20 protein-coding genes and 1 pseudogene are annotated in these 25,531 nt (G+C 46.4%); 5 read left to right on the top strand and 16 right to left on the bottom strand.

Annotated elements, in window-relative coordinates; genetic code table 11:
• Window positions 1-10: 10 nt before the first annotated feature.
• Together ACMXYV_RS17645 and ACMXYV_RS17640 are read right to left on the bottom strand one after the other, a co-directional pair.
• A complete protein-coding gene (locus ACMXYV_RS17645) occupies window positions 11-583 on the bottom strand; it encodes a tetratricopeptide repeat protein (RefSeq protein ID WP_415889699.1) in 573 nt (190 codons plus the stop codon).
• Between the two features lie 77 nt (window positions 584-660).
• On the bottom strand, window positions 661-1,599 hold the full coding sequence (locus ACMXYV_RS17640; protein WP_415889698.1) for an NADP-dependent oxidoreductase: 939 nt from the start codon (window positions 1,597-1,599) through the stop codon (window positions 661-663).
• A gap of 207 nt (window positions 1,600-1,806) precedes the next feature.
• Between ACMXYV_RS17640 and ACMXYV_RS17635 the strand changes: the two genes are divergently transcribed.
• On the top strand, window positions 1,807-2,031 hold the full coding sequence (locus ACMXYV_RS17635) for a hypothetical protein (protein ID WP_415882917.1): 225 nt from the start codon (window positions 1,807-1,809) through the stop codon (window positions 2,029-2,031).
• A 9-nt stretch (window positions 2,032-2,040) separates the two neighbouring features.
• The gene (gene cysZ, locus ACMXYV_RS17630; RefSeq protein WP_415889697.1) at window positions 2,041-2,814 is read left to right on the top strand and encodes a sulfate transporter CysZ; all 774 of its coding nucleotides are present in this window, start codon (window positions 2,041-2,043) and stop codon (window positions 2,812-2,814) included.
• A gap of 55 nt (window positions 2,815-2,869) precedes the next feature.
• Here the strand turns inward: cysZ and phoR are convergent, their stop codons facing one another.
• The 13 genes and pseudogenes from phoR to ACMXYV_RS17565 all read right to left on the bottom strand — a co-directional run bounded on the left by phoR (window position 2,870) and on the right by ACMXYV_RS17565 (window position 19,640).
• Window positions 2,870-4,189: a phosphate regulon sensor histidine kinase PhoR gene (gene phoR, locus ACMXYV_RS17625; protein ID WP_415889696.1), complete on the bottom strand. Its 1,320-nt coding sequence runs from the start codon at window positions 4,187-4,189 to the stop codon at window positions 2,870-2,872.
• A 21-nt stretch (window positions 4,190-4,210) separates the two neighbouring features.
• The gene (gene phoB / locus ACMXYV_RS17620; RefSeq protein WP_415886324.1) at window positions 4,211-4,906 is read right to left on the bottom strand and encodes a phosphate regulon transcriptional regulator PhoB; all 696 of its coding nucleotides are present in this window, start codon (window positions 4,904-4,906) and stop codon (window positions 4,211-4,213) included.
• Window positions 4,907-5,030: 124 nt separating this feature from the next.
• Window positions 5,031-5,930, bottom strand: a complete 900-nt coding sequence (gene ubiA, locus ACMXYV_RS17615) for a 4-hydroxybenzoate octaprenyltransferase (RefSeq protein WP_415889695.1) — start codon at window positions 5,928-5,930, stop codon at window positions 5,031-5,033.
• Between the two features lie 177 nt (window positions 5,931-6,107).
• Window positions 6,108-6,455, bottom strand: coding sequence for a nitrite reductase small subunit NirD (gene nirD, locus ACMXYV_RS17610; RefSeq protein WP_415889694.1), 348 nt, complete (start codon window positions 6,453-6,455; stop codon window positions 6,108-6,110).
• A 23-nt stretch (window positions 6,456-6,478) separates the two neighbouring features.
• Window positions 6,479-8,983 carry a nitrite reductase large subunit NirB gene (nirB, locus tag ACMXYV_RS17605; RefSeq protein ID WP_415891465.1) on the bottom strand — a complete coding sequence of 835 codons (2,505 nt, stop codon included), beginning with the start codon at window positions 8,981-8,983 and terminating at the stop codon, window positions 6,479-6,481.
• 150 nt (window positions 8,984-9,133) lie between these two features.
• Window positions 9,134-10,186: pseudogene (locus ACMXYV_RS17600) on the bottom strand (NAD(P)/FAD-dependent oxidoreductase); the annotation flags it as partial.
• A 333-nt stretch (window positions 10,187-10,519) separates the two neighbouring features.
• A complete protein-coding gene (locus ACMXYV_RS17595; RefSeq protein ID WP_415889693.1) occupies window positions 10,520-12,241 on the bottom strand; it encodes a protein kinase domain-containing protein in 1,722 nt (573 codons plus the stop codon).
• Between the two features lie 140 nt (window positions 12,242-12,381).
• Window positions 12,382-13,851 (bottom strand): NarK family nitrate/nitrite MFS transporter, encoded by a 1,470-nt coding sequence (locus ACMXYV_RS17590; RefSeq protein WP_415889692.1) that lies wholly within the window; start codon window positions 13,849-13,851, stop codon window positions 12,382-12,384.
• A 252-nt stretch (window positions 13,852-14,103) separates the two neighbouring features.
• The gene (locus ACMXYV_RS17585) at window positions 14,104-14,991 is read right to left on the bottom strand and encodes an ABC transporter ATP-binding protein (RefSeq protein WP_415889691.1); all 888 of its coding nucleotides are present in this window, start codon (window positions 14,989-14,991) and stop codon (window positions 14,104-14,106) included.
• Between the two features lie 86 nt (window positions 14,992-15,077).
• Complete coding sequence (locus tag ACMXYV_RS17580; protein ID WP_415889690.1) at window positions 15,078-16,064, bottom strand: ABC transporter permease; 987 nt, start codon at window positions 16,062-16,064, stop codon at window positions 15,078-15,080.
• 73 nt (window positions 16,065-16,137) lie between these two features.
• A complete protein-coding gene (locus tag ACMXYV_RS17575; protein ID WP_415889689.1) occupies window positions 16,138-17,517 on the bottom strand; it encodes a CmpA/NrtA family ABC transporter substrate-binding protein in 1,380 nt (459 codons plus the stop codon).
• Window positions 17,518-17,991: 474 nt separating this feature from the next.
• Complete coding sequence (locus ACMXYV_RS17570) at window positions 17,992-19,017, bottom strand: CmpA/NrtA family ABC transporter substrate-binding protein (RefSeq protein ID WP_415889688.1); 1,026 nt, start codon at window positions 19,015-19,017, stop codon at window positions 17,992-17,994.
• A gap of 17 nt (window positions 19,018-19,034) precedes the next feature.
• Window positions 19,035-19,640, bottom strand: coding sequence for an ANTAR domain-containing response regulator (locus ACMXYV_RS17565; protein WP_415882905.1), 606 nt, complete (start codon window positions 19,638-19,640; stop codon window positions 19,035-19,037).
• 229 nt (window positions 19,641-19,869) lie between these two features.
• On the opposite strand from ACMXYV_RS17565, the gene ACMXYV_RS17560 reads away from it, so the two are divergent.
• Both ACMXYV_RS17560 and ACMXYV_RS17555 read left to right on the top strand, forming a co-directional pair.
• Window positions 19,870-22,500: a molybdopterin-dependent oxidoreductase gene (locus tag ACMXYV_RS17560; protein WP_415889687.1), complete on the top strand. Its 2,631-nt coding sequence runs from the start codon at window positions 19,870-19,872 to the stop codon at window positions 22,498-22,500.
• A 364-nt stretch (window positions 22,501-22,864) separates the two neighbouring features.
• Window positions 22,865-23,251, top strand: a complete 387-nt coding sequence (locus ACMXYV_RS17555; protein ID WP_415889686.1) for a hypothetical protein — start codon at window positions 22,865-22,867, stop codon at window positions 23,249-23,251.
• A 52-nt stretch (window positions 23,252-23,303) separates the two neighbouring features.
• Here the strand turns inward: ACMXYV_RS17555 and ACMXYV_RS17550 are convergent, their stop codons facing one another.
• Window positions 23,304-24,104 (bottom strand): NAD(P)H-flavin reductase, encoded by an 801-nt coding sequence (locus tag ACMXYV_RS17550; protein ID WP_415889685.1) that lies wholly within the window; start codon window positions 24,102-24,104, stop codon window positions 23,304-23,306.
• 428 nt (window positions 24,105-24,532) lie between these two features.
• On the opposite strand from ACMXYV_RS17550, the gene ACMXYV_RS17545 reads away from it, so the two are divergent.
• Window positions 24,533-25,507, top strand: a complete 975-nt coding sequence (locus tag ACMXYV_RS17545) for a DUF1852 domain-containing protein (RefSeq protein WP_415889684.1) — start codon at window positions 24,533-24,535, stop codon at window positions 25,505-25,507.
• Window positions 25,508-25,531 lie beyond the last annotated feature (24 nt).

The raw sequence follows: 25,531 nt of genomic DNA, 5'->3' as shown, positions 1-25,531 counted from the left end.
AACTACTCAACTACAGTGAAGCCTTAAGCCGTTCTAATTTCTCTTCTGAATAAAGTGGGCCATTTTCTTCAGAGTAGAAATCCATTAATAAGCTTTTGGCTAGTAGTGCATCATTACTGTTGTTTTTAATTAGGTCTATTAAATATTCTTCCGCTAACAAGGGGGAGGGTTCAACACCTTCACCTAAGTACAGAAGAATGGATAAGTTGTACCGAGTATCAACACCTAACTCTTTAGCTTTGGTCCAAGCTTTATACGCTTTTTCGTTATCGGGTAATGGAGCATCATCCCCGAAGTACAAACTACCTAAGTTTGCATAAGCATATTTGAATCCTTTCTGAGCTGCTGCTTGGTAATATTTCTCTGCCGCAATGAAGTCTAAGTTAACGCAGCTATGCGAAGAATGAAGTAGACCAAGTTTAAAACTCGCATAAGGAATACCTTTATCAGAACCTGCTTTGTAGATTTTGACTGCTTCTTTACAGTTTCCAGAGGCTAATAATTTATCTGCGTCTTGTAGGGAAGATGCGTAAGTTTGGTGTGTGAAAACCAATAGGGATAAAAGTAAAGATGGTCTAAGCATTTTTGTCGAATTAGTCCGTTAATTGAGCAAAGAGAAGGGCGCAATAGCGAAACCTATTGCACCACTGTTATGTGTTATTAGACAGTCAGAACTAGCTTGCCCTGAGTTCTGCCAGATCTGCTGGCATCAAAAGCATCGTCGACTTTTTCTATTGGATAAGTGTCCGCTAGTTGCAGCGCTAACTTACGGTCGGCATAAAGGCCTGCTAAGCGATCTAGCTGTTCGTTGTTAGCTTCTACACGGATAGGCTCCACTTTCACCTTCATCGCTTTACCCGCTGCGATAACCGCATCTTTGGTCACTGAGGGCAGGGTTACTAGTGTACCGCCCGGTTTTACACAGTTAAGCGCTTCGATACCGATCTCGCCGCCCATACCGTCAATAACCAGATCGACATTATCGATATGATCGGTGATTTTGTCGTTGTGGTAATCGATCACTAGATCTGCGCCGAGTGATTTCAAAAACTCGTGGTTTTTAGCCGATGCAGTCGTTGCAACGCGTGCGCCCATCCATTTCGCCAGTTGAATCGCTAAGTGACCGACACCGCCAGCACCTGCCAGAATCACCACTTGCTGGGATGCCTGTAGGTGGCCTTTATCAAACAATGCCTGCCATGCGGTTAGACCTGCTAAACCTAGGCCTGCTGCTGCTTCAACTGGCAGACCTTCAGGGCGAAGGCTAATCTGATCAGCTGGAGCAGCAATATACTCAGCAAAACAGCCAGCCGCTTCAGGGAAGCGGATTAAACCGAAGACTTCATCGCCGACACTAAAGTCAGTGACATCATCGGCTACGGCTTCAATCGTGCCTGCAAACTCCCAACCTGGAACAAAAGGTAACTCGCCTATAAAAGGCGCTGCACCGCCGCCCGAACAGGTTTTCCAATCGATCGGGTTTACGCCTGCGGCTTTGTTTTTGACGAGGACTTCACCTGAATTCAGTTCAGGTTTATCCAGTTCGGTATATTTTAAGACGTCGTTGGAACCAAACTGTGAAATTTGTATCGCTTTCATTTACTACTCCAGCAGCTGCGTAATACTAGCGTCGTTTATCTGCGCTATGGTCTGGTGGAAAAATAAGTTGCTCAACCAAGGCAGTGCAGCCGACTACATTGTTTTTTGGTACGCTAGGGAACCGTTTTTGGTTCAAGGTCATCTGATCAATGAGCCGTAAGCATAAAACGGGTTACTTTCTACTGGCAATAAGTAAAGGCGAATGTGATGTATCTGGCAATATTAGAGCAATTTTTATTTTGGGGTGGTTTGCTAGTATTTTTGGTTTCTCTAGCGATGTACGCTGGACGCACCAAAGACTTTAAGTCGCTGGTGGAATTTTGGAAACCTACCATGGATATGACAAAGCGGGAATTTAACGTAAACCGTGTGGGTCTTATGATGATGATAGGTGCTGTTGCGATAAAATTAATTGTATTTTTAACTTACTAAAAGGTCTTTATGAAAGGAAATCCAGTAAAAGGTGGAAGCTATGTTTTACGGGGCTTGCAGATGTTGCCAGACCCGGAAATTCGTCCTTTTGTGCTTGTTCCACTACTAACCAATATTGTGCTGTTTGTAACCGCGATTTGGTTATTGTTTAGTAACTTTGGCGCTTGGGTTGATGGCTTAATTACAACATTTCTACCTGATTGGGAGTGGTTGCAGTTTCTGCACTACGTTTTATGGCCAGTGATGGCTTTGTTAGTTATTGTCTTTGTTTATTATGGCTTCTCTATAGTCGCCAATATTATCGCTGCGCCGTTTAATGGCTTCCTATCTGAGAAGGTAGAGAAGCGCCTACGCGGTGATATAGTCACTGATGATGGCTGGAAAGAGGTTATCGCGCTGATTCCAAGAGCGATTGGTCGCGAGCTTTCTAAGCTTGCCTATTATCTACCTCGTGTTCTGTTTCTGTTGGTGCTGTCGTTTATACCAGTGATCAACCTGATCTCGCCATTTTTGTGGATCTTGTTTGGTGCTTGGATGATGGCGATTCAGTACTGTGATTATCCGATGGATAACAACAAAGTTAGCTTTAAGAATATGAAGCTTATGTTGAAGTCTGATCGCCTAACGTCAATCGGTTTTGGTGGCTTGATTCAACTTGGCATGTTGGTGCCATTATTGAACTTGATTCTTATGCCTGCTGCGGTAGTTGGTGCAACCATCTACTGGGTCGAGGCCCACTCAACTACTGAGATCGATCTGGACCAAAAACGTCTGGAATCGTAAATAGAAAAACGGCCTGCTTTGAGCAGGCCGTTTAGTTTTATCTCTTCAAATAAGCTTACGCAGAATGTTCATCTTCCACATGAGACGGTGCGATCATCTCTGTTGGGAAGTGACAGGCAAAAGTACTGCCTTTGCCAAGTTTACTCTTAATCGTAAGCTGGCCACCGTGACGTGCTAGCACGTGCTTCACAATGGCTAAACCTAGGCCTGTGCCACCGCTAGCAGAAGATCGGCTCTCATCCACACGATAGAAACGCTCGGTTAGACGAGGCAGATGCATCGCTTCAATGCCCGGACCTGTGTCTTTTACCGAGAAGTGACCGCCTTGCTCGTCGGTCCACCAACGTACTTCTATCTTGCCGTTCGCCGGAGTGTAACGCACGGCGTTAAATACCAGATTCGAAAAGGCACTGTGTAGCTCAATCTCTTGGCCGTTAAGATCAAAAGCGTTATCGATATCGAGCGAGATCTTGTGATCTTTATCCAGTGTTTTCGCCAGTTGCTCTGCATCTTCAACAATATGAGTCAGGACACTGCGGATCTGGATAGGGTGTTCATCCGATGCTTGGTTACTGGCTTCTAAGCGAGATAGTAGCAATAGGTCCGAAACCAAATTTTCCATGCGGCGCGCTTGGTTTTGCATTGAGCTCAGACCGCGCAGTAGCGGTTTTGGCAGGGCTTGGTCCAAGAAGGTTTCCAAGTATCCCCTAATTACCGTAAGCGGTGTACGAAGCTCGTGGGAAGCGTTAGCAACGAAGTCTTGTCGTGTTTGTTCCAGACGCATTAGACGTGATACATCACGTGCGACTAACAAACGATCTTCATCACCAAAGCGTGTGATATGAAACTGAATCTGAATATCACTGTGTGCTGGTGATGGTAGGGTAATCGAGTCGTTGTATTGCCCGCGTTTGTAATAGCGAACAAAGCGCGGATCACGTAGAAGGTTCATGACCGGCATACCGCGGTCTGATTCCTGATTAAGCCCTAACAGATGGTTAGCAGACTTGTTCCACCACTCTAAGTTGTGGTGTCTATCGATAATGATAATGGCATCGGATAAGGCTGAAGTAGAGTCTTGAAAGCGCGAAATAATACTTTTTAAGCGATCTTCGCGCTTTTGACGACCACGTTGTAGGCGTGAAAGCTCATCAAAAAGCTCACCCCAATGGCCTGTGCATTCAGGTGGTTCCTGTTTCACTTCGGATTGGAACCACTGCATCAAACGATTGAATTGGCGTGCTTGAAAAAAGGCCCATACAAATAGACTTAACGCTAAAGCCCAACTTGGATAACCTATTAAAAGCCCCAAAGCAAAGGAGCATCCACTCACCAGCAATAAGCTGGTAAACATCGAGTGGCGGTTTTTGTGCATGGGGTTTTCCTTGAGTTCTGGTCAGGCAACATCGGCAGAGAAGCGGTAACCCGTTCCTCTGACTGTTTGTACCAGATAGTCATGACGCTCGCCAAGTGCTTTTCGTAAACGACGGATATGAACATCAACAGTACGTTCTTCAACGTAGACGTTACCACCCCACACCATATCCAGTAGCTGGCCACGAGAGTAGGCACGATCTTGGTGTGTCATAAAGAATTGCAGTAGGCGAAATTCAGTCGGGCCAAGTTCGATTGGCGACTGATCAGACGTTACGCGATGTGAAATAGGATCTAGGGTTAGACCGTCCACTGTGACTGGTTCTTCAATGCCTTTAGGCGTTGTACGACGCAGTACAGTCTTGAGACGAGCTACGAGTTCGCGTGGTGAAAAGGGCTTAGTGATGTAGTCGTCTACACCGGTTTCTAGGCCTTTAATTTTATTATCTTCATCGGTTTTAGCCGTGAGCATAATAATAGGGATATCGGCGGTGGTTTCATCTTTACGCAGACGGCGTGCAAATTCGATTCCGCTCATGCCTGGCATCATCCAGTCCAACAAGACCATATCTGGCTTGTCATCCACGATCAGGCCGTGTGCTTCTGTGGCATTGCTTGCTTCGAAGCAGTCGTAGCCAGCCATTTCTAGCGCAACAGCGATCATTTCGCGAATTGGCGCCTCATCATCAACAATCAGGACGCGTTTGGATAGAGACATGCGTAATTGCCCTTTTCAACTCAATTTATCGACGCCAATATTAGAAGACAATAGTGTTACACAAATATGACAGGCGGTAACAATTCGCCATATTTAGTTAAAAAGTAGCTGATTTTAGGGCGTTTTACAGTAAATCTAAGGCCGCATAATGGCCTGCAAGGCCAATAAAAATCGCTAGACCAGCGTAATGATTATTCAAGAAAGCCTTAAAACAGGCATCTCGGTCACGATCTCTGATTAACAGCTGTTGATAGATAAAGAATACCCCTGCGATTGCAAGGCCAACATAGTAGATCCAGCCCAGTTGTAACTTCATTCCCAGTAGTACGAAGGTAAGTAGGGTAGAGGCCTGAAGCATGCCAATAATCACTTTATCGGCATCGCCAAACAGAATAGCGGTGGATTTGACCCCGATCTTAAGGTCGTCATCGCGATCCACCATGGCATACATAGTGTCGTAGGCTACGGTCCATAGAACCGTAGCGATATAGATAAGCCATGCATAAGCTGGAACGGTTTCAGTCACGGCGGTAAAGGCCATAGGGACCGCCCACGCAAACGCTGCACCTAGCACCACTTGTGGTAGGTGGGTATAGCGCTTCATAAACGGATAGCAGGCTGCGAGTAAAAGTCCGCCACCGGATAACAGGATGGTGGTGAGATTGGTAAAGAGTACGGCGATAAATGCAATCAACATCAATCCGGCAAACAGCACTAAGGCTTCTTTGGCGGTAACGATGCCTGCAGGAATAGGGCGCTGTGCGGTACGTTTTACATGGCCATCGATTTTACGGTCAGCAAAGTCATTGATGACACAACCGGCGGAGCGGGTTAGGAAAACCCCAAGGGTAAAGATAATAAGGATGTCATAGCTTGGAACACCTTCGGCAGCAATCCAAAGTGCCCAGTAGGCCGGCCAAAGTAGAAGGTAGATTCCAATTGGCTTGTCTACGCGCATAAGGCGGCTAAAACCAATCAGTTTTTCTTTGGTCGAAATCGGTGTAGAGGTGTTCGGTGAAGCCATGATCAAGCTCTGCTTAACAAGGTTTCGGCCATTCTACCTTTCCAGCTGGTCGCTGGAAACGCTGAGTTAATCTTAACTCGCGATGAGAGCGGTTACCCTCTAGTTTTGTTCTCTGTAGAGAGGAAAAACTGACTTCCCTGTGCAACCGTTCCATCTTGTATCTATAGCTACCGGTTATTACAGCATGATTTGAACCTGATCATCGACAACGCGAGCAGGCCACACAGGTACGCTGACATCGGGTTCTTCGATGCAGGTACCTGAGCTAAGTGAAAAGTGTTGCTTGTATAAAGGCGATGCCACCATCGGCTCGCCTTGCAGATCGCCGATTAAACCGCGAGATAGGACGTTAGAACCGCTAAACGGGTCGTTGTTACCTACGGCAAAGATCTCGTTCTCATACTCTGGGATATAGAACAGTGCGATCTGTTGGCCCTCATGCATAGCGGCTACGCCAGAATGAGGGATAAGGTCGTTTTTGCTGCATAGATCGATCCATTCAGCGTTGCTATCAATAGTCGTCATAATAAATATCTCCTAATCGCTAGTTATGCCGGACGGATCTGATCACGTTCCATGATATGAACGATCTGCGGATCAGCCTGTTCTTCAGTGTTCACGAAAGTACGGAAACGTTTTAGTTTCTCTTCGTCTTCTAGTGTTGACTTCCACTCACACTGATAGGTCTCTACTACATGGCTCATTTGTGATTCTAATTCTGCGGCAATCTCTAGTTTGTCATCGATTACCACTTCGCGAAGGTAATCTAGGCCACCTTCTAAGTTATCCATCCATACCGACGTACGCTGTAGACGGTCCGCTGTTTTCACGTAGAACATTAGGACACGGTCGATGTAACGAATAAGTGTTTCATCATCTAGGTCGGTCGCAAATAGATCGGCGTGACGAGGCTTCATACCACCGTTACCGCAAACATATAGGTTCCAACCGTTTTCAGTCGCGATTACACCGATATCTTTACTCTGTGCTTCAGCACATTCACGAGTACAGCCTGATACAGCAAATTTGATTTTGTGAGGTGAGCGCAGGCCTTTGTAGCGGTTCTCAAGTTTGATCGCCATGCCAGCACTGTCATTTACACCGTAGCGGCACCAGGTGCTACCTACACAAGATTTCACAGTACGTAGGGACTTACCGTAGGCGTGACCTGTTTCGAAACCAGCATCGACTAGCTCTTTCCAGATCAACGGTAGTTCGTGTAGTTGAGCGCCGAATAGGTCGACACGCTGACCACCGGTGATTTTGGTGTAAAGATTATATTTCTTCGCAACCTGACCGAGGACGATCAGTTTGTCTGGGGTGATCTCACCGCCGGCAACACGTGGAACGATGGAGTAAGTACCGTTCTTCTGCATGTTCGCCATAAAGGTATCGTTTGTATCCTGTAGCGATACCAATGGCTCTTCCATGATGTGCTCATTCCAGCAAGACGCCAAAATAGAACCTGCAGTTGGCTTACAGATCTCACAACCTAGGCCTTTACCGTGTTTCTCTAGTAGTTCAGAGAAAGAGCGGATGCCTTCAACACGAATGATGTGATAAAGCTCTTCACGGGTGTATGCAAAGTGCTCGCAAAGGTCGGTATTTACCTCAACACCGCGTTTTTCTAATTCGCAATCAACAACGCTCTTCAGCATTGCTGCACAACCACCACAACCTGAAGCGGCTTTAGTGGCATCTTTTACGTCTGCAACAGAGGTTGCGCCTTCATCGATAGAACAGCAGATCTGGCCTTTAGTTACGTTTAGACAAGAACAGATCGTTGCTTCGTCTGGTAGCGCATCTGGACCTAGTGCTGGTGCAGCTGAACCATCCAGTGATGGCAGGATTAGACCTTGTGGCTTTTCTGGTAAATCGATACCGTTAAGTGCATATTGCAGCAAAGTGTCGTATTTGCTGTTATCGCCCACAAGTACCGCACCCAGAAGTTTAGTACGATCTTCAGAGACAACGATACGGTAGTAAACCTGCTCATCTTCATCAGAGTAGCGGTAGCTGATGCTGCCCGGTGTCTGACCGTGAGCATCACCGATAGAACCTACATCTACACCTAGAAGCTTCAGTTTGGTACTCATATCAGCACCGGTGAAGGCACCGTCATCACCCGCAATAGCTGCAACGGCTGTTTTAGCCATAGTGTAACCCGGTGCTACCAAACCAAAGATCTGGTTGTTCCAAAGTGCACACTCACCAATCGCGTAGATGTTCTCATCAGAAGTACGGCACTGATCATTAACCATTATGCCGCCACGTTCGCCAATATCTAGATCGCTTGAACGCGCTAGCGTATCTTGTGGGCGAATACCTGCAGAGAACAGGATTAGATCGGTTTCTAGGTGTGTACCGTCGCTGAAGTTCATGCGGTAGGTGTGTTCTTCACCGGCAACGATCTCAGTTGTTGCTTTGTTGCAGTGAACATCTACATCAAGGTCTTCAATTTTGTTTTTCAGTAGCTCGCCACCATCTTCGTCTAACTGAACAGGCATCAGACGTGGCGCAAACTCAACTACGTGGGCTTTAAGGCCCAGAGATTTCAAAGCATTTGCTGCTTCTAGGCCTAATAGGCCACCGCCAACTACAACGCCTACTTTGGCAGATTCTGCACACGCTTGGATCTTATCTAGATCTTCCAAGGTGCGATAAACAAAGCAGGCATCACCATCATTACCCGGAATTGGAGGGACAAATGGGTAAGATCCGGTCGCCAAGACCAAGGTGTCGTAGGGATATGTACCTTGTTCTGTGATGACCTGCTTTGCATCGCGATCGATCTGCGTAGCACCTTCGCTCAAGTGAAGGTTTACGCTATGAGTTTCATAAAAGTTATCTTCTACCAGACACAGGTCCTTATACGTGGAACCGCCGAAATATTCAGAAAGATGGACACGGTCATACGCTGCGCGATCTTCTTCAGCCAGGATGTGAACGTCATATTCATTCGCGCTCTCTCCCGTTACAAAGTTTTCGACAAAGTGGTGTCCTACCATGCCGTTACCAATAACGACTAACTGTTTTTTTGGGCTGCTTGTCATAGCGGAATTACCTATATTTTGTTCTTCGATAACCTCGTCGCAAAGAGGGCTGCCAAATAGCAGCTGCGATCTGCAGGCGCTCAAATCTGTGTTGTTCTTTAATTGGTCGAAATACCATTGGCCTTCACGTACATCGCCATACAAAACGGCACCTTTCAGGCGATTGTCTTGTAACCAAAGCTTGCGATAGTGGTTGAGCTTCAGATCGTGATAGACCAAGGTTTCAGTGTTTTCGTCATCGTTTAAGTCACCGCAGGAGAACAGTTCTACTCCGCTGATTTTCAGCTGAGTAGCAACCGCTTCTTCAACATACTGCGCTGACTGCTCTAATAGGGTTGTGGTCAGAATTTCGGCTTGTTGCCAAATAGGTGCGACTAGACCGTAAGTAAATTGATCAAACTGGCAGCATTCTCCCAGTGCAAAGATGTCGCTATCACTGGTGCGCATCTGGTTATCGACACAGATGCCGCGCTCACAGGCTAAGCCGCTCTGTTCGGCTAATGCTTTGTTAGGGGTTACGCCGATAGCGGTAATAACCAGATCAGCTTTTAACATCTCGCCGTCAGACATATGAACCGCTTCCACATGTCCGTCGCCAACAATGGCATCGGTGATCGCATCTAGGCGGAATTTCAATCCGCGTTCTTCCAGAGAGTTCAACAGCATCGCGGCTGCGGTGCTGTCTAACTGGTTGTTCAGTAGGTAAGGTGCACGTTGCAGTACAGTGACATCCATACCCAGAACTCGAAGACCTTCTGCGGCTTCCAGACCTAAGAAACCACCGCCGATCACAACCGCATGCTTATGGCTTTTCGCCATCTCTTTCATGCGATCTACATCTTTCAGGGTGCGGAAATTCATCACACCGTCTAGGTCTAGGCCCGGAAGAGGTATGCGAGTTGGGTAAGAGCCTGTAGCCATCACCAACTGGTCATATTCAACTTCGATGCCGGATTGGCTAATAACTTTTTTGTTCTCACGATCAATAACTTCTACTGGATCGCCACTGTATAACTGGATCCCCTGTTCCGCATACCACTCCTGTGTCAGCGTAATAATATTTTCCAGTGGCGCTTCACCGCTTAGTAGGTGAGATAACAAAACGCGGTTATAGCTGCCGCCGGGTTCTTCACCAAAAACAGTAATATCAAACTGGCCTGCCGCCGATTCGCTCAGGCATTGCAGTAGTCGGCCTGTTGCCATGCCGTTGCCAATAATGATTAGTCGTTTTTTCATCTCAAACCCAACGTCAAAAAATAAAAAAAGGCGTTATCCATGCAGCACTTCAGGAAAGTACCGATGGAGAACGCCTTTGTTCTCTTAGCCCGATTTTTGTAACTAAAACTGCAGAAATATCACCCCAACAGATCTATGTTACGTAATAGATATAGCAGGGGGTGTGCCAAGTTAAATAAAATACTTATAAAACATATAGTTAAATGTTTTTAGCGTTTTTGATGCTCATAATAAGAGTTTGAATTTGAAGCACAAACCTATTGCTGTGACCTGTTATGGTGCACTGTGATAGGGCATGGATCATTCCAACATGCTTAATAGAACCAAATTGGAGATCAATAAAAGTCCGGCTAGAAGCTTCCAAACCAATACTGGGTTTTTCTCCAATAACGGCTGGTGTTGGATCTTGGCTTCTAGTGCATGATTTGGGCGGGTGAAATCTTTTTCGAATTCCGAGAATGCGTCATAACGGAAACGTGGATTAGGTTGTAGCGCTTTACGTAAACAGCCTTCGACCCAAAGCGGTAGATCTTTACGATGATGCAGAGCGGGAATATATTCCAGCTCGGCGTAGTTGCCGATCTCTGCCGAAGAGGATGACATCTCTTTGTAGGGCAGTTTCCCAGTGATCATCTCGTAAATGATGACCGCAAAAGAGAACAGATCTGATTTAAAGCTGCCAGATTCTCCCATTAGATATTCAGGTGCGATGTAATTCACCGAACCTTGAGGAATCGCTTTATCCAGAGGTGAACTCATCTCCTCGATACCGGCTATTTTCGCGGTACCGAAGTCGATAATTTTTACCCGTCCGTCCTGATTGATCATGATGTTTTCGGGTTTTAGGTCCTGATGCACCATATCCGCGCGTTGGAATGCTCTTAGCCCTTGAATGATCTGCTTAGCGAGTTTGCGCACCTCATCTAACGGTGGATTGGGATTGTCGTTCATCCACTCGCGCAAGTTCATCCCCTGAATATGCTCACCGACATAATAGAGAAACAGCTTTTGCTGTCGGCACGGATAGGTTTTCATCACATGGTGATGATCGATCCGTTGCCCCACCCACTCTTCGCGGATAAAGCCATCCAGGTATAAGGAATCATCGGAGAAATTAGTCGACGGCGCTTTGAGTACGTATTGCTGGTGAGTTTCTTTGTCTTTCACCAGATACATATGACTGCGAGTGCCACTAAAAATCAGGTCGAGTACTTCATAGCCATCGATCTGATTGCCTACTTGCATCACTGGAGGTATAGGCAATTGAGTCAGTTGTTGATGACTCTCTTCCAGCGATTTGACGGGTAGTTCATCGACACAGACGATCAGTGCGGTGAGGTTATCGTCACTGCCTTTTGCCAATGCACTGCTAATCAGTGTATCCGCGGCTTTTTCCGGATCAGAAAAAGCATTCGAGAGAACCTCTTTCATCTCGGTGCGGGTTAAAAAGTCGTGCACCCCATCGGTGGTCATTAATAAGAGGTCGCCATCACTGAGTGGTCGAGTGGAATAATCGACTTCTAAATGACGATCGCCCCCTAAAGCCCTAGCTAAGTAACTATGTCCACCCGATTTTCGCACATGATCCTGGCTCAACTGTTCCAGCTCCCCTTGCTGGAAGTGATAGATGCGTGAATCTCCCACATGGAACATGTGTAGGGTGTTGGACTTAATTACCAAGGCCGAGAAGGTACAAAGCATATTGTCCTGCTCGCGATGGCTAAGGTTATTCTCTTTGTGCAACCAGCGGTTTAAGGCGGTCATTACGCGGGATACCGAGTTTCGTACACTCCAACTGTGGGGTGTACTGAAATAGTCCTGCATAAAACTGGTGACACTGGTTTGGCTAGCGATATGAGAATCTGCGCAGCTACTGACACCATCTGCAATAACAGCCGCAGCTCCTTTAAACTCCCGATCTGCTTTGTCTGGAATATGAGCCGCAAACGCATCCTGATTGACGGGTTTTATCCCCGCAATTGATTTACCGCCAAAGCGTATAGATAACGTTTTATTACTCATATTCATGCCTATTGCAGAATCAGAAAAGCAGCCCAATCAAATTGGGCTGCGTAAGTTTTGCCTCTCTCTTAAAGGCAAAATTGCTACGAGCTCTTTTCTTTAAGTCTCTTGCCTTTTCTATGGGCAGTAAAGAATGCAGTTTATGAAACTTTAATTAGTTCCACTGTACCGTCTTCATTTACTTCCGCCATGTGACCCTTTGGTTCTTCTAGCAGTAGTAGAGCCAAGAAACCAATTACAGCCGTTACTGCGATCACTGTGAAGAAAGTAGAGTAATCAACCATAGATAGTACAGTTAGATAGAACACTGCACCTACGTTACCGTAAGCACCTGTCATACCTGCAATCTGACCTGTCAGACGACGCTTGATCAGAGGCACAACAGCGAATACAGCACCTTCACCCGCTTGTACAAAGAAAGAACATGCCATCGCAGCAGCAACGGCTAGGAATAGTGGCCATGTGCTATCAATCATAGACATAGTTGCATAACCTGCAGCCAAACCCGCTGTTAGGATCAATAGCGTTTTCTTACGACCGAAACGATCACTGATCCAACCACCACCTGGGCGGGACATTAGGTTCATGAAAGCGTAAGCCGAGGCTAGAAGACCTGCGTAAACCATATCTAGTTCGAATACTTCAGAGAAGAACAGTGGCAGCATAGACACAACCGCTAGTTCAGAACCGAATGTCGCGAAGTAAAGTACGTTCAGTACCGCAACCTGCTTGAATTTGTACTGCTCAACTTCAGGAACCGGCGTATCAAAGATCTCTTTGTTAACGTTGTAGGCACTGACACAATCGTAAACAAGGATCGCACCTAAGCTCACGTAGATTACAACGGCAGCCATATCAGAAAGGATAGATACGCCTGCTGGAGAAAGCTTCCACGTTAGCAGCGAAAGGGCAGCGTACATTGGCAGCTTCATGATTAGCATGAAGACGAAATCACCTTTGCTAGTTACTTCCATACCGCCAATTTTCTTAGGCTTAAAGTAAGTAGAACCTTTTGGTGTATCGGTTACGTTTTTATACCAGATGAAACTGAATGCAAGACTCATTAAACCAGTAAGACCTACAGCATAACGCCAGCCGTCGTCACCACCGAATATCAAAGCGAGTGTTGGTAACAGCATTGCGGCAGCAGCGGAACCGAAGTTACCCCAACCGCCGTAGATACCTTCTGCAGTACCCAACTCATTTGCAGGGAACCACTCACTTACCATACGGATACCGATTACGAAGCCCGCACCGATAAAGCCTAGAAGGAAACGTGAAATTGCTGCCTGAGCAAAGTCAGTCGATAGGGCAAATAGGAAACATGGAATACTGGCGATAAACAGTAGCGCAGCGTATGTGATACGAGGGCCATATTTATCGGTCAGCATACCGATGATGATACGCGCCGGAATGGTTAGCGCAACGTTAAGAATAAGAAGTGTTTTTACTTCAGCTGGCGTTAGGCTCAGTGATTTGGCAATCGCGCCAAGTAGTGGAGCATGGTTGAACCAGACAAAAAACGTAATAAAGAATGCCATCCAGCTCATGTGCAAAATCTTCATTTTGCCGCTGAAAGCAAAAATATTTAGCTTTCCTGTGTCGCTCATAATTAAGGCCCTCGTAAGGTTTTAAAAGCAATAAAAAAGGCGTTCAGACCTCTGTCCCTTAACCTTGGGTGGTAGGTTAGGGAGAGAGGTATGAACGCCTTTGTTCGATTCTATGCGAGGATTTATGGCCCCATCGTTGGAGCACTCAGACTAGCTAACAAGGTGCGCTTTGTTGGTGCGCTTTCTTAGCTATGCACTGCTTTAGTCTGACCAAATCCTAGAATTCACCGTTGAAATGTAGGGTTTCAGTGCTTAAGCAGCTTTTTCCTCGCTTTCTGCTTTATCATCTTGCACATCCTGTGCCAGATCTTGCTTTTTATCCTCTTTTGGTGCGGATTCCGCACTGTCAGGCTTGCGTTGCTTCTCATATAGGAAGGTCAGCACTTCATGACGATAGTGGTTGTACTGAGGGTCATCCGCCAATGCGATACGGTCTCGTGGGCGCGGCAGGTCGATATCTAGAATCTCACCTACAGTCGCAGCTGGGCCATTGGTCATCATCACGATACGGTCAGATAGCAGTACGGCTTCATCGACATCGTGGGTAATCATGATCACGGTGTTGTTGAGATCTTTTTGGATCTCCATCAGGGAGTCCTGCAGGTGAGCACGGGTTAGGGCATCCAATGCACCAAATGGCTCATCCATCAGCATTACGGTCGGCTCCATTGCTAGTGCACGGGCGATACCTACACGCTGCTTCATACCACCGGAGATCTCATCAGGACGTTTGTCCATCGCGTGATCCATGTGTACTAGCGATAAGTTGTGCTCAATCCACTCGCGCATCTCTGCTTTGGATTTTTGCTTACCGAAAACCTGTTTCACGGCTAGCTCAACGTTTTCGTAAGCGGTTAGCCATGGCAATAGGGAGTGGTTCTGGAAAACCACAGCACGTTCAGGGCCCGGTGCGTTGACCTCTTTGCCATCTAGTAGGCAGCCGCCTTTGGTTGCTTGATAAAGGCCAGCAACAATATTCAATACGGTCGATTTACCACAACCGGAGTGACCGATTAGCGAGACAAACTCACCCTTATTGATGGTTAAGTTCACATCCTGCAGCGCTTTAAATGGGCCATTAGGGGTTGGGAAATCAATATCTACTTTTGTTAGTTCTAAATGCTTTGGAGGCTGAGTCATGATAATTCTCCTACTGAGAGGCTTAGCCTCTCAGGCTTTAAATTCTGTTAACGTCCTATGTAACGTTTTTGCTTTTAACGCCTTATTTATCTAAGTACCGCAGTCTTATCCCAAGACACTTTCTTCTGTAGGAACAACATAATGCGGTCTAACATGAAGCCGATCAGACCAATCACAAGCACGGCTACCATGATGCGGCCTAGGGAGCTGGAGCTACCATTCTGGAACTCATCCCAAACGAATTTACCTAGACCTGGGTTTTGCGCCAGCATTTCTGCAGCGATCAATACCATCCAAGCGATACCTAGAGATAGACGCAGACCTGTGAAGATCATTGGGATGGAGGATGGCAGTACAATTTTGGTGACATGAGCGAACCAATTTAGGCGTAGTACCTGAGATACGTTCTGCAGATCTTTACTGATGCTAGATACACCTACGGCTGTGTTCAGTAGTGTTGGCCATAAACTACATAGAGATACCGTGATTAGAGATGTCACAAAGGATTTAGCAAACATCGGGTCTTTGCTGACATAAACCGCACTGACAACCATAGTAACCAACGGCAACCATGCCAGTGGCGATACCGGTTTAAACAGCTGAATCAATGGGTTCAGTGCAGAATAAAGGGTATTGTTTAAGCCGATCACGATACCTACAGGGATGGCGATCAGGGATGCCATAATAAAGCCTGACAATACCGTTACTAGGCTCGTGCCTATCTGATCAAAGAAGGTCGGGTTGCCTGTGTAAGGACGAATTTTTACTTTAGCGTTCGGATCTTTTTCAAGTTTCTTAGCGTTACGTTTTTCCTGGCGTTCGTAGAATGCAGTTTCTTTCGCACGTTCATTCTGGTGATCATTTACCAGATTGATCGTTTGTTCATATACAGCAACTGGGCCTGGAAACGCACCCAGAGATGTTTTAATGCTTTTCGCGCCGATCTCCCACACGAAAAGGAAAATTAGTAGACCAACCAGAGGTACCAGAAGGGTTTTGCTGAACTTCTGTAGATTGTCTTTCGGGTTTTCAAAAAAGGCACTGATGCCTGATAGTGCGGATGTATTACTCATAACTTGCTACTCCCTCGTTGACCTGAATTCCTCCCCCAATACCAAGGGGGAGGAAAATGCTTAGCCAGACAGATTAGATTTTCTGTTCAGGCTTCAGACCAATATTGAACTTCTTAAGGTAGTCATTTGGTTTCTTGCCGTCGTAAGTGATGTTGTCGATAAAGTGAGTCTGCGGAGCACGGAAACCATCTTCACTGTTGAAGTCTGGGAACATGTCTGGCGTCATCTTGCCTTCTTCGATCAACTCTTTAGCTGCTGTTGCGTAGATATCAGGACGGTAAACTTTCTTAGCGATATCCATGAACCACTGGTCAGACTTAGGTTCAGAGATCTGACCCCAGCGACGCATCTGAGTTAGGTACCAGATCGCATCGGAGTAGTACGGATAAGTCGCGTTATAACGGAAGAATACGTTGAAATCTGGCACATCACGCTTATCGCCTTTTTCGTACTCAAATGTACCTGTCATTGAGTTAGCAATAACATCGTAGTCTGCACCTACATAGTTAGGCTGAGACAAGATCTTTACTGCTTCAGGACGGTTAGCGTTGTTGTTATCGTCCAGCCATTTAGCTGCACGGATCATCGCTTTAACGACACGAAGGTGCGTATTAGGGTTTTCGTCAGCCCACGCTTTAGATACACCAAATACTTTCTCTGGGTTGTTTTTCCAGATCTCGTAGTCAGTGACTACAGGTACACCAATACCTTTAAATACAGCCTGCTGGTTCCATGGTTCACCTACGCAGTAACCGTAGATCGTGCCCGCTTCCATTGTTGCTGGCATCTGCGGTGGAGGGGTTACAGACAGTAGGGCATCGGCATCGATAGTACCGGACGTATCACCGTTATGAGGTGCGTAGTAACCTGGGTGGATACCACCTGCAGCTAGCCAGTAACGTAGCTCATAGTTGTGGGTTGATACTGGGAATACCATACCCATGTTAAATGGCTTACCTTCGTCTTTATATTTCTCTACAACAGGTTTTAGCGCATCGGCTTTGATCGGGTGTACTGGTTTGCCATCAGCTTGTTTAGGTACATACTCTTTCATCTGATCCCAGATATCGTTCGATACAGTGATCGCGTTACCGTTAAGGTCCATAGAGAATGCAGTGATGATGTGAGATTGCGTACCGAAACCGATAGTAGCACCTAACGGCTGGCCTGCAAGCATGTGCGCGCCATCTAGCTGGCCGTCAATTACGCGGTCGAGAAGAACTTTCCAGTTTGCTTGCGCTTCTAGCGTTACGTATAGGCCTTCATCTTCAAAGAAGCCTTTTTCGTATGCAACCGCTAGAGGAGCCATATCTGTCAGTTTGATAAAACCAAACTTCAGATCTTCTTTTTCAGGCTCACCAATTGCTGCCCATGCAGGCACGGTAATTAATGATGCAGCTAAAACTGCACCGCTGATAACTTTACTTAGTAGAGCCTTTTTCTTCTTAAGCATGGATCGTTCTCCCAATCTTAAAAACAAAAAGGCGCCGAACATGATCACATCAATGTGATCAGCCGAGGCGCCTTTGCCTAGTTTCAAATTTTGTGACCTATCAAGGTCGTTTCTAACTATTTGAGTGCACCGCCATTGGTGTCCTCATTTGCTAACTAATAGAGCAGGTGCTGTGCCAGAGTTTTTAAATTCTATTTAAAACAATGGTTTATAGGTGCTTTTCTTGTTTTTATGAATTTTTGTTGTGACTTGTTGCGGTGCACAATGGGGCTTTGGCTCATTAAGTTGGTGCAAAAGTGAGGGGGCAAAAATAGGGCAAACGAAAATTTTTTTGGGGCATCTGGTCAGAAAAGGGGCTTTAAAAGGAAAAGGGATTGTTAGAAAGGTAGGGTGTTTTTTGTCGGGAAAATTTGCCGAAAAAAAAGCTCAGTTATTAAAACTGAGCTCGTTTTAAGTGTTGATTGTTTAGCTTAGTTAAGCGCCAATCCAGTTTTGATATAAATCTTTGCGATAGACGTTATGAACGATCTCATCTTGATCAAATTCCTGCTCGCCAATCTGGCCGCATTTACGCATCTGATCGATTAAGAACAGCCCATGGTCAGGATCTGGGCAGTTCACATTCTCACCGGAGAAATGCTGCTCCATCGAATAAGGCGGTGTGAACTTAGATAACTGCTCTGCTGCCTGATCTAAATAAGGTGGCAGTGCTAGGAGTTTTAAAATCTCAGTCTGATTACTTGGATCTTCCGCCCAAAGGCAGGCTTCGTGGATCGCTGTAATCAATGCACGGTGGGTATTGGGGTGTTCATCGGCCCACTGTTGCGTGACGCCCAGTACTTTTTCCATATGGGAGCCCCAAATTTTATGGCCGGTACTCACAAGGCCACCAATCTGTTGCACTAAAGCTAAGCTATTCCAAGGTTCACCTACGCAGTAACCATCGATCAAACCGGTGGATAGGTTTTCCAGCATTTTGGTCGGTGGTACCGCGACCAGCTGAACATCCTCTTCGGTATTGATGTTGTTCTGGTTCAACCAGAAACGTAGTTGGTAGTGATGGTTTGAGTAGGGGTAAACGGTTGCGATAACCGGTTTGCGCCCACTTTGTTGGATCAGTTCTTTAAACTGTTGGCCGACCTGCTCACTGTCATCCCAATCAGAGATCTTATTGGACAGTGCCATATAAAGTTCTTGCGATAGGGTGATCGCCGTACCGTTCTGGCTTAGGGATAACGCTGTCATCATTGGTGTCGGGTTACCGTTTAAGCCCAATGTTGCAGCCAGCGGCATCGGTGCCAGCATGTGTGCTGCATCAAATAATCCAAAACTTACTTTGTCGCGAATAGAGGCCCAAGAGGACTCTTTACTCAGGATGACATTCAAACCATGTTTTTTAAAAAAGCCTTTCTCGCGCGCAACAACCAAAGGGGTACAATCGAGCAGTGCCACAAAACCTAGTTTCAGGTCAGTTTTTTCTAGTGTCAGTGCATCTGACATATCAGCTCCTATCTCTTTTACTTACTCAGGCCGTTCGCCAGTTGTAAAACTTCAATCACATTTCGTGCCACATCGGGAATTTTCTGGCCTCGGTCCATCGCAAGCTTGCGCAGGGTTTGATATGCCTGTTCTTCGTCGCAGCCTTGATGCTTCATCAACATGCCTTTGGCTTTCTCTATGGTTTTGCGCTCTGCCAGTTGGTTTCTGGTTTTCTCCAACTCTTCACGTAATAAACTGTGAGCATCGAAATGAGCAATCGCCGTATCCATAATCGCTTTAACGCGGTCTGGTTGTAGGCCGTCGGCTATATAAGCACTGACACCCGCGTTGATAGCTTCGGCCATTGTCCTGCGGTCGTTCTGTTGTTCCGCAAAGAAAACGATCGGGCGTGGATTGTTCTGGCTCATCGTCGCCATACTTTCCAGCGTGTCACGGTTGGGTGAATCCATATCTATAATGACTATGTCGGGATGATTCTCCTCGACATGCTTATTTAGATCAGTGGTGTTAGGTAGATGACAGACAACATGGTGCCCAAGCGTATTTAACGCCTTCTCAAGCGCATTCACACGAATGGGCTCGTCATCGATCAACAGCACGTTTAAACAGTTTACTTTACTCATTAATCCAGTTCCGGAATTGGATAGCCTGTCATAAAGCAATATTTGTTCCATGGTTATTCGGACGCTTTATGGCACGCGCTTTGCTGTACTAGGAGCAATACATTTTGATGCGCAACGGTGCGTGCTTACTCTTTCTACAGTTTAGGGTATGCAGGCGCCTGCATTCCAAAAAACTGACCAGTAAGCCAAATATTTACGTTGCTCTTGGATAGTTTTATTGGAGGTAAAGATGCAAACGACAACGACCTGTCCTTACTGCGGCGTGGGCTGCGGGGTAAAGGCCGAAATTGCTGACGATTGCGTAGTTGCAGTAAAGGGTAACGAAGAACACCCCGCTAATTTTGGCCGATTATGCGTAAAAGGCTCCTCTTTAAACGAGGTATTAGGGGCCGAAGGGCGCTTACTTAACCCTGTCGTCGATGGCGAAATTGTTGAGTGGGATAGTGCTCTTGAAACAGTCGCTGAAGGCTTTGAGCGCACCATTATGGAGCATGGGCCCGATTCTGTGGCCTTTTATCTCTCCGGCCAGCTCCTTACCGAAGATTACTATATAGCCAACAAACTGATGAAAGGCTTTGTCGGTACGGCCAATGTCGATACTAACTCGCGCCTTTGTATGTCATCAGCCGTAGCAGGCTATAAGCGCGCTTTTGGTGCTGATGCTGTGCCTTGCTGCTATGAAGACCTAGAGTTAGCCGAGCTGATCATCATCACCGGTTCAAATGCTGCGTGGAACCATCCAATCCTGTTCCAGCGCATGAAAGCAGCAAAAGCTAAGAATCCTAATCTGAAAATTGTCGTGGTAGACCCGCGCCGCACCGCGACTTGTGATATTGCCGATCTGCATATTCAGCTAAAAGCCGAAACCGATAGCTCTCTGTTTACCGGCTTACTCTCTTACCTAGCGCGCCATGATTACCTAAATTACGAATATATCGCCAACTTTACTGAAGGTTTCGCTGATGCCCGTGCTAATGCTGAGCTTACCTTCCCTGATGTTGATAGCGTGGCTAAAGCTTGTGATCTACCTATCATGCAGCTGCGCACCTTCTTTGAGTGGTACGCCAAAACTGAAAAAGTTGTAACTTTCTACTCGCAAGGGGTGAACCAGTCCGCCAGCGGAACCGATAACTCCAATGCCATAATTAACTGTCACCTTGCGACGGGTCGTCTAGGTAAAGAAGGTGCAGGACCGTTCTCGATCACTGGACAGCCAAATGCTATGGGTGGCCGTGAAGTCGGTGGCTTAGCAAACCAGCTTGCCGCGCATATGGAGTTAAATTCGCCAGAAGCGGTCGACCGTGTAGGACGTTTCTGGGGCAGTGATAATGTTGCGACCAGCGCCGGTTATAAAGCGGTTGATCTGTTCGAAGCGATTGAAGAGGGTAAAGTAAAAGCGATCTGGATAATGGGTACCAACCCCGCGGTAAGTTTGCCAAATGCTGATCAAGTGGTTCGCAGCTTGAAACAATGTCCGCTGGTGGTGGTATCAGATTGTATGGCGCATACAGATACGGTTGCCCTCGCCAATGTATGTTTACCGGCGACGGGCTGGAGTGAGAAAAACGGTACTGTAACTAACTCTGAGCGTCGTATTTCCCGTCAGCGTAGCTTACTGCCGCCATCAGGCGAAGCTAAACCTGACTGGTGGATTATCAGCGAAGTGGCCAAGCGTATGGGCTATGAACAGGCCTTCACCTATGACCACCCTTACGAGATCTTTAAAGAACATGCTGAGTTATCGGGTTTTGAAAACAACGGTAGCCGCGCTTTTGATATCAGTCAGCTGCAAGATCTGGATCTAAAAAGCTATGATGCCCTGAAACCACAGCAATGGCCGGTAACCGATGCCGCACCTTATGGCACCGCGCGTCTATTTGCTGACGGTAAGTTTTTTACCCCATCGGGTAAGGCGCAGTTTATTACGGTAGACCCACACGACCCGTTACAGCAGCCTTGTGATGAAATGCCTTTTGTTATGAATACCGGCCGTATTCGTGACCAGTGGCATACCATGACCCATACAGGGCGTACCAGCCGCCTTTTTCAACACCGCGAAGAACCCTTTGTTGAGCTCAACAGAGAGGACGCGGAAAAACTGAATATCAAAGAATCTGAGCTCGTTAAACTTAAAAACATTCAGGCGGAATATATCGGTCGTGCTCGTATCGTCGATACCGATCAGCGCCGCGGTGAGATCTTTGTGCCTATGCACTGGAACAAACAGTTCAGTGCCAAGGCGCGTATGGGGGCCCTCGTGCAACCGGCGGTCGATCCTTTCTCGGGTCAGCCAGAAGGTAAACACGCGGTAGTAAATGTCGAGCCGTATAACCCCGCTTGGGAAGGTTGGTTAATTACTCGCGAGCCCCTCGATGATGCGTTACCGGTGGAATACTGGTCGCGCGTGCCCAAAGAGAGTGCATCGCTCTACTATCTGGCAGACAGCAACAAAATCGAAGATATGCGCAGCTGGTGTCAGGAACAGTTTGGTGAAATCGATATCTGGTTGGAAGATGCCAACCAAAATAGCTTCCGCGCGGCGGGTCTCAATGGCGAGCAGCTTGAGTGGGCTTTCTTCCGTATGCCTTACGGCCAGATCCCATCGACCTTGTGGTTGGAGCAACTCTTTGCCGAAACCGAAGTGAATATGGATCAACGCCGCTTCCTACTCAGCGTAACCGGCTGCGAACTGGAAGATCCGGGCGAGATCATCTGTAGCTGTTACCAAGTAGGTAGCCACGCTATCGAAGATGCGATCCAACAGGGCTGCAACTCACTCGATGCATTGGGTAATAAGCTGAAGTGCGGTACGAACTGTGGCTCCTGTATTCCTGAACTGAATGGGATGTTGGGGAAGTGATGGTGTAGCTGTAAAAGGCAGGGTAAAGCGGGAAAAAGCAGCCATTGGCTGCTTTTTTTGGTTTAGGACGCCGCTACGCGGCTAGAGGAAAAGAAGGACGCTTCGCTAGAGGACGGCTTCGCCTAGAGAAAAGGCTTGATATAGCTTTGTGTTTCAAGGACGGGCCTCGATAAGCTTGTATTAGGCATTCTTCTAAGAGATATTGTAATCAGGTTCGGGTGAATCTATTCAAACTCGTAGTGCTCGTTTTAACGGAAGAAAATAGCAGTACTGTTTTTATTTAAATCTATACAGACTTCAATTATCTCTTGCCCGCCTATACGAAGCACTCCTCAATTGTTGATGTCAGCCTGTGAGTAATTAAATGAGAGATAAATACCATCTGGGTCTAGCGGCTTTTATTGCTGTAATTTCTTGTACTTCCTTTGTTGCAGGGGCATTAATGGTGGTACTGACAGAACAGTACGATAAAAGTGAAGAGAAGAAACGATATGAAGAGGTGATGTCGATTTATGAAAAAACTGAATTATATCCAGATCTTTTCAATATCCGAATGAAGCTAGAAATACTTCAAGCTATTGAGAGTGACAAGCAAACAGATTGGGACAGAATTGCAGATTTATATAGAGATGAACTAGGGAAAGAGAGAACTGAGCTGGCTATGATGATTGGGACTTTTCCAAGAGAAGATTGGGAAGAAGCTGCTCAACAGCTTGCTAAAGATATTGATGAATACATATTGAATAGATAGGTACACCCAGCAAGTAGGGTGTAATAGCGGAGCGTATTACACCTTTATCTCTTCAACTCGCAGCTTTCTGACCTCTTGGCGCAAACTCAAACACGTCTGAGTAGCAGTTCTCTTCCTTAAGCCCTTTTGCTTCCAACTGATCGATTGTGCCGTAAACCATATTGGGCGAGCCGCAAAGGTAGGTTTGAGTGCCGTCAAGAGCATCACAATCTTCGCTTACCACTTCGTAGATAAAGCCAGTGCGGCCGTTCCAGTTGGCGTCTGGCGATTCGAGAATTGGTGTGAAGCTGAGGTTCGTATTCTGATCCGCCCAAGCTTGGAACTGCTCTAGCAGATAGAACTCTTCGATCTGTTTGTTAGACCAGTAGATCTTCACCTCGGCATCGGGTTTACGTCTTAGTATCTCTTCGGTGATGCTTTTAATTTTGGATATGCCCGAGCCTGCCGCGATCAGTAGGTGAGGCTGAGTAAGATCAGTCTGTAAAAAGGCTTTCCCCATTGCCAGCGTTACATTCAGGGGTGTTTGGCTTTCTGCATGTTGAGATAGGCAGTTCAAAACCTTATCTGCAAACGCACTGCCGTTTTGGATAAACAGTTGTAGGCGGCGAGGGTTTGTTAGATCAGGGCTGCTGGCAATGGTGTAGGAGAGTGTTTGTAGCTGACCATCGCCATTAACATCTAAATCGAGCTGCAGATACTGTCCTGCATGATAGTTAAGCGCTGTACCTGCTGGTGATTGCAGCTCAATATCAAACGTACCTGTATCAAAAGAGCCGTTACTCAACGGGGCAAACTTAACAACCTGACAAAGGTAAGAAACGACTGGGTATGTAGCAGTGGCAACGTTACTCATAAACAAACCTAAATATTCTGTTTTCGTGACTGATTGCCTAGCAGCTTAAAGAGCTTATTGCATGAGTAGAAATGGTTAATTTTCACCTATCAATTAGTTTCCCTCATGCATTGTCTATTCGCTGCGCTTGCCTAGTACCTCTATCGGCGTATCACTGAATTAGATGCAGCCTGCGTAAACTGGGCGCTTATCCAGCAAAAACATACCCCGTAGTGCCTCTTCAAAACGTTGCTTTAATCAATTCATGAGTAAAGGTCATCAAACCATAAATTTTAATCAATTTTTTTCATAAAGCTGTCCCTGTAAAAAGTGCACATAACGCTCACCAGAAGTACGACTGCTCCTAATATTGACCCTTGGCAATTAAGGCAGGTGAACAGTCCATAGAGCGATGAAAAGTCAGACTTAATTTCTACGGAATACAGATTATGAGCAACGGTTTCGAATACAGCATTGAGCGCATTAGTTTCGACGAAAACTATGAGCCATCCGGCAATACTCGCCTAACAACTAACTTTGCCAACTTAGCGCGTGGTGAACATCGCCAAGAAAACTTGAGCCGTGCGATCAAGATGATTGATAACAGCTTTAACACGCTGGCAACTTGGGATAATCCAAACAACGATCGTTACTCTATAGAGCTTGAGATCATCCATGTTGATATTGATGTGCAAGGAAATGGCGATAACTTCCCAACCATTGAGATCTTAAAAACTTACATTCTTGATCACAAAACAGAGCAACGTATCGAAGGTATTGTTGGCAACAACTTCTCCTCTTACGTGCGTGATTATGATTTCAGTGTGCTGCTATTGAATCACAACAAAGATGCAGAGCAATTCAGCGTGCCGGATAACTACGGCGAGCTGCACGGCAACATGTTTAAAGACTTTGTGAACTCAGAGGCCTACAAGCAGAACTTCAAAAAGCTGCCTGTGATCTGCCTGAGTGTATCGGATAACAAAACGTATTATAAAACGGCGAATACCCACCCGGTTTTAGGTACGGAATACGAGCCAAATGAGCCGTCATTGACCGAACAGTACTTCAAAAAGATGGGCATGGAAGTGCGTTACTTCATGCCGCCAAACAGCGTGGCGCCTTACGCGTTCTATTTCTACGGGGATCTACTCAACGATTACACCAACCTTGAGTTGATCAGCACGCTTAGCACGATGGAAACGTTCCAAAAGATCTATCGCCCAGAGATTTACAACGCCAATGCCTTTGCTGGCGAGGTGTTTAAACCAAGTTTGAAGCACCAAGATTTCTCACTAACGCAAGTTGTGTATGACCGAGAAGAGCGTAGCCGTTTAGCGGTTGAACAAGGCAAATGGGCGGAAGAACACTTTATTAAGCCCTATGGGGAATTTCTTGAAAAATGGTCTGCTAACTACGCGTAAGCCAGGATATAGAGCTGTATAAAT

Origin of the sequence: Neptuniibacter sp. SY11_33 (assembly GCF_047778025.1) — a bacterium.
Taxonomy (GTDB): domain Bacteria; phylum Pseudomonadota; class Gammaproteobacteria; order Pseudomonadales; family Balneatricaceae; genus Neptuniibacter.
Note: the sequence above shows the minus strand (reverse complement) of the source record. Positions and strands in the feature narration are given on the sequence as shown.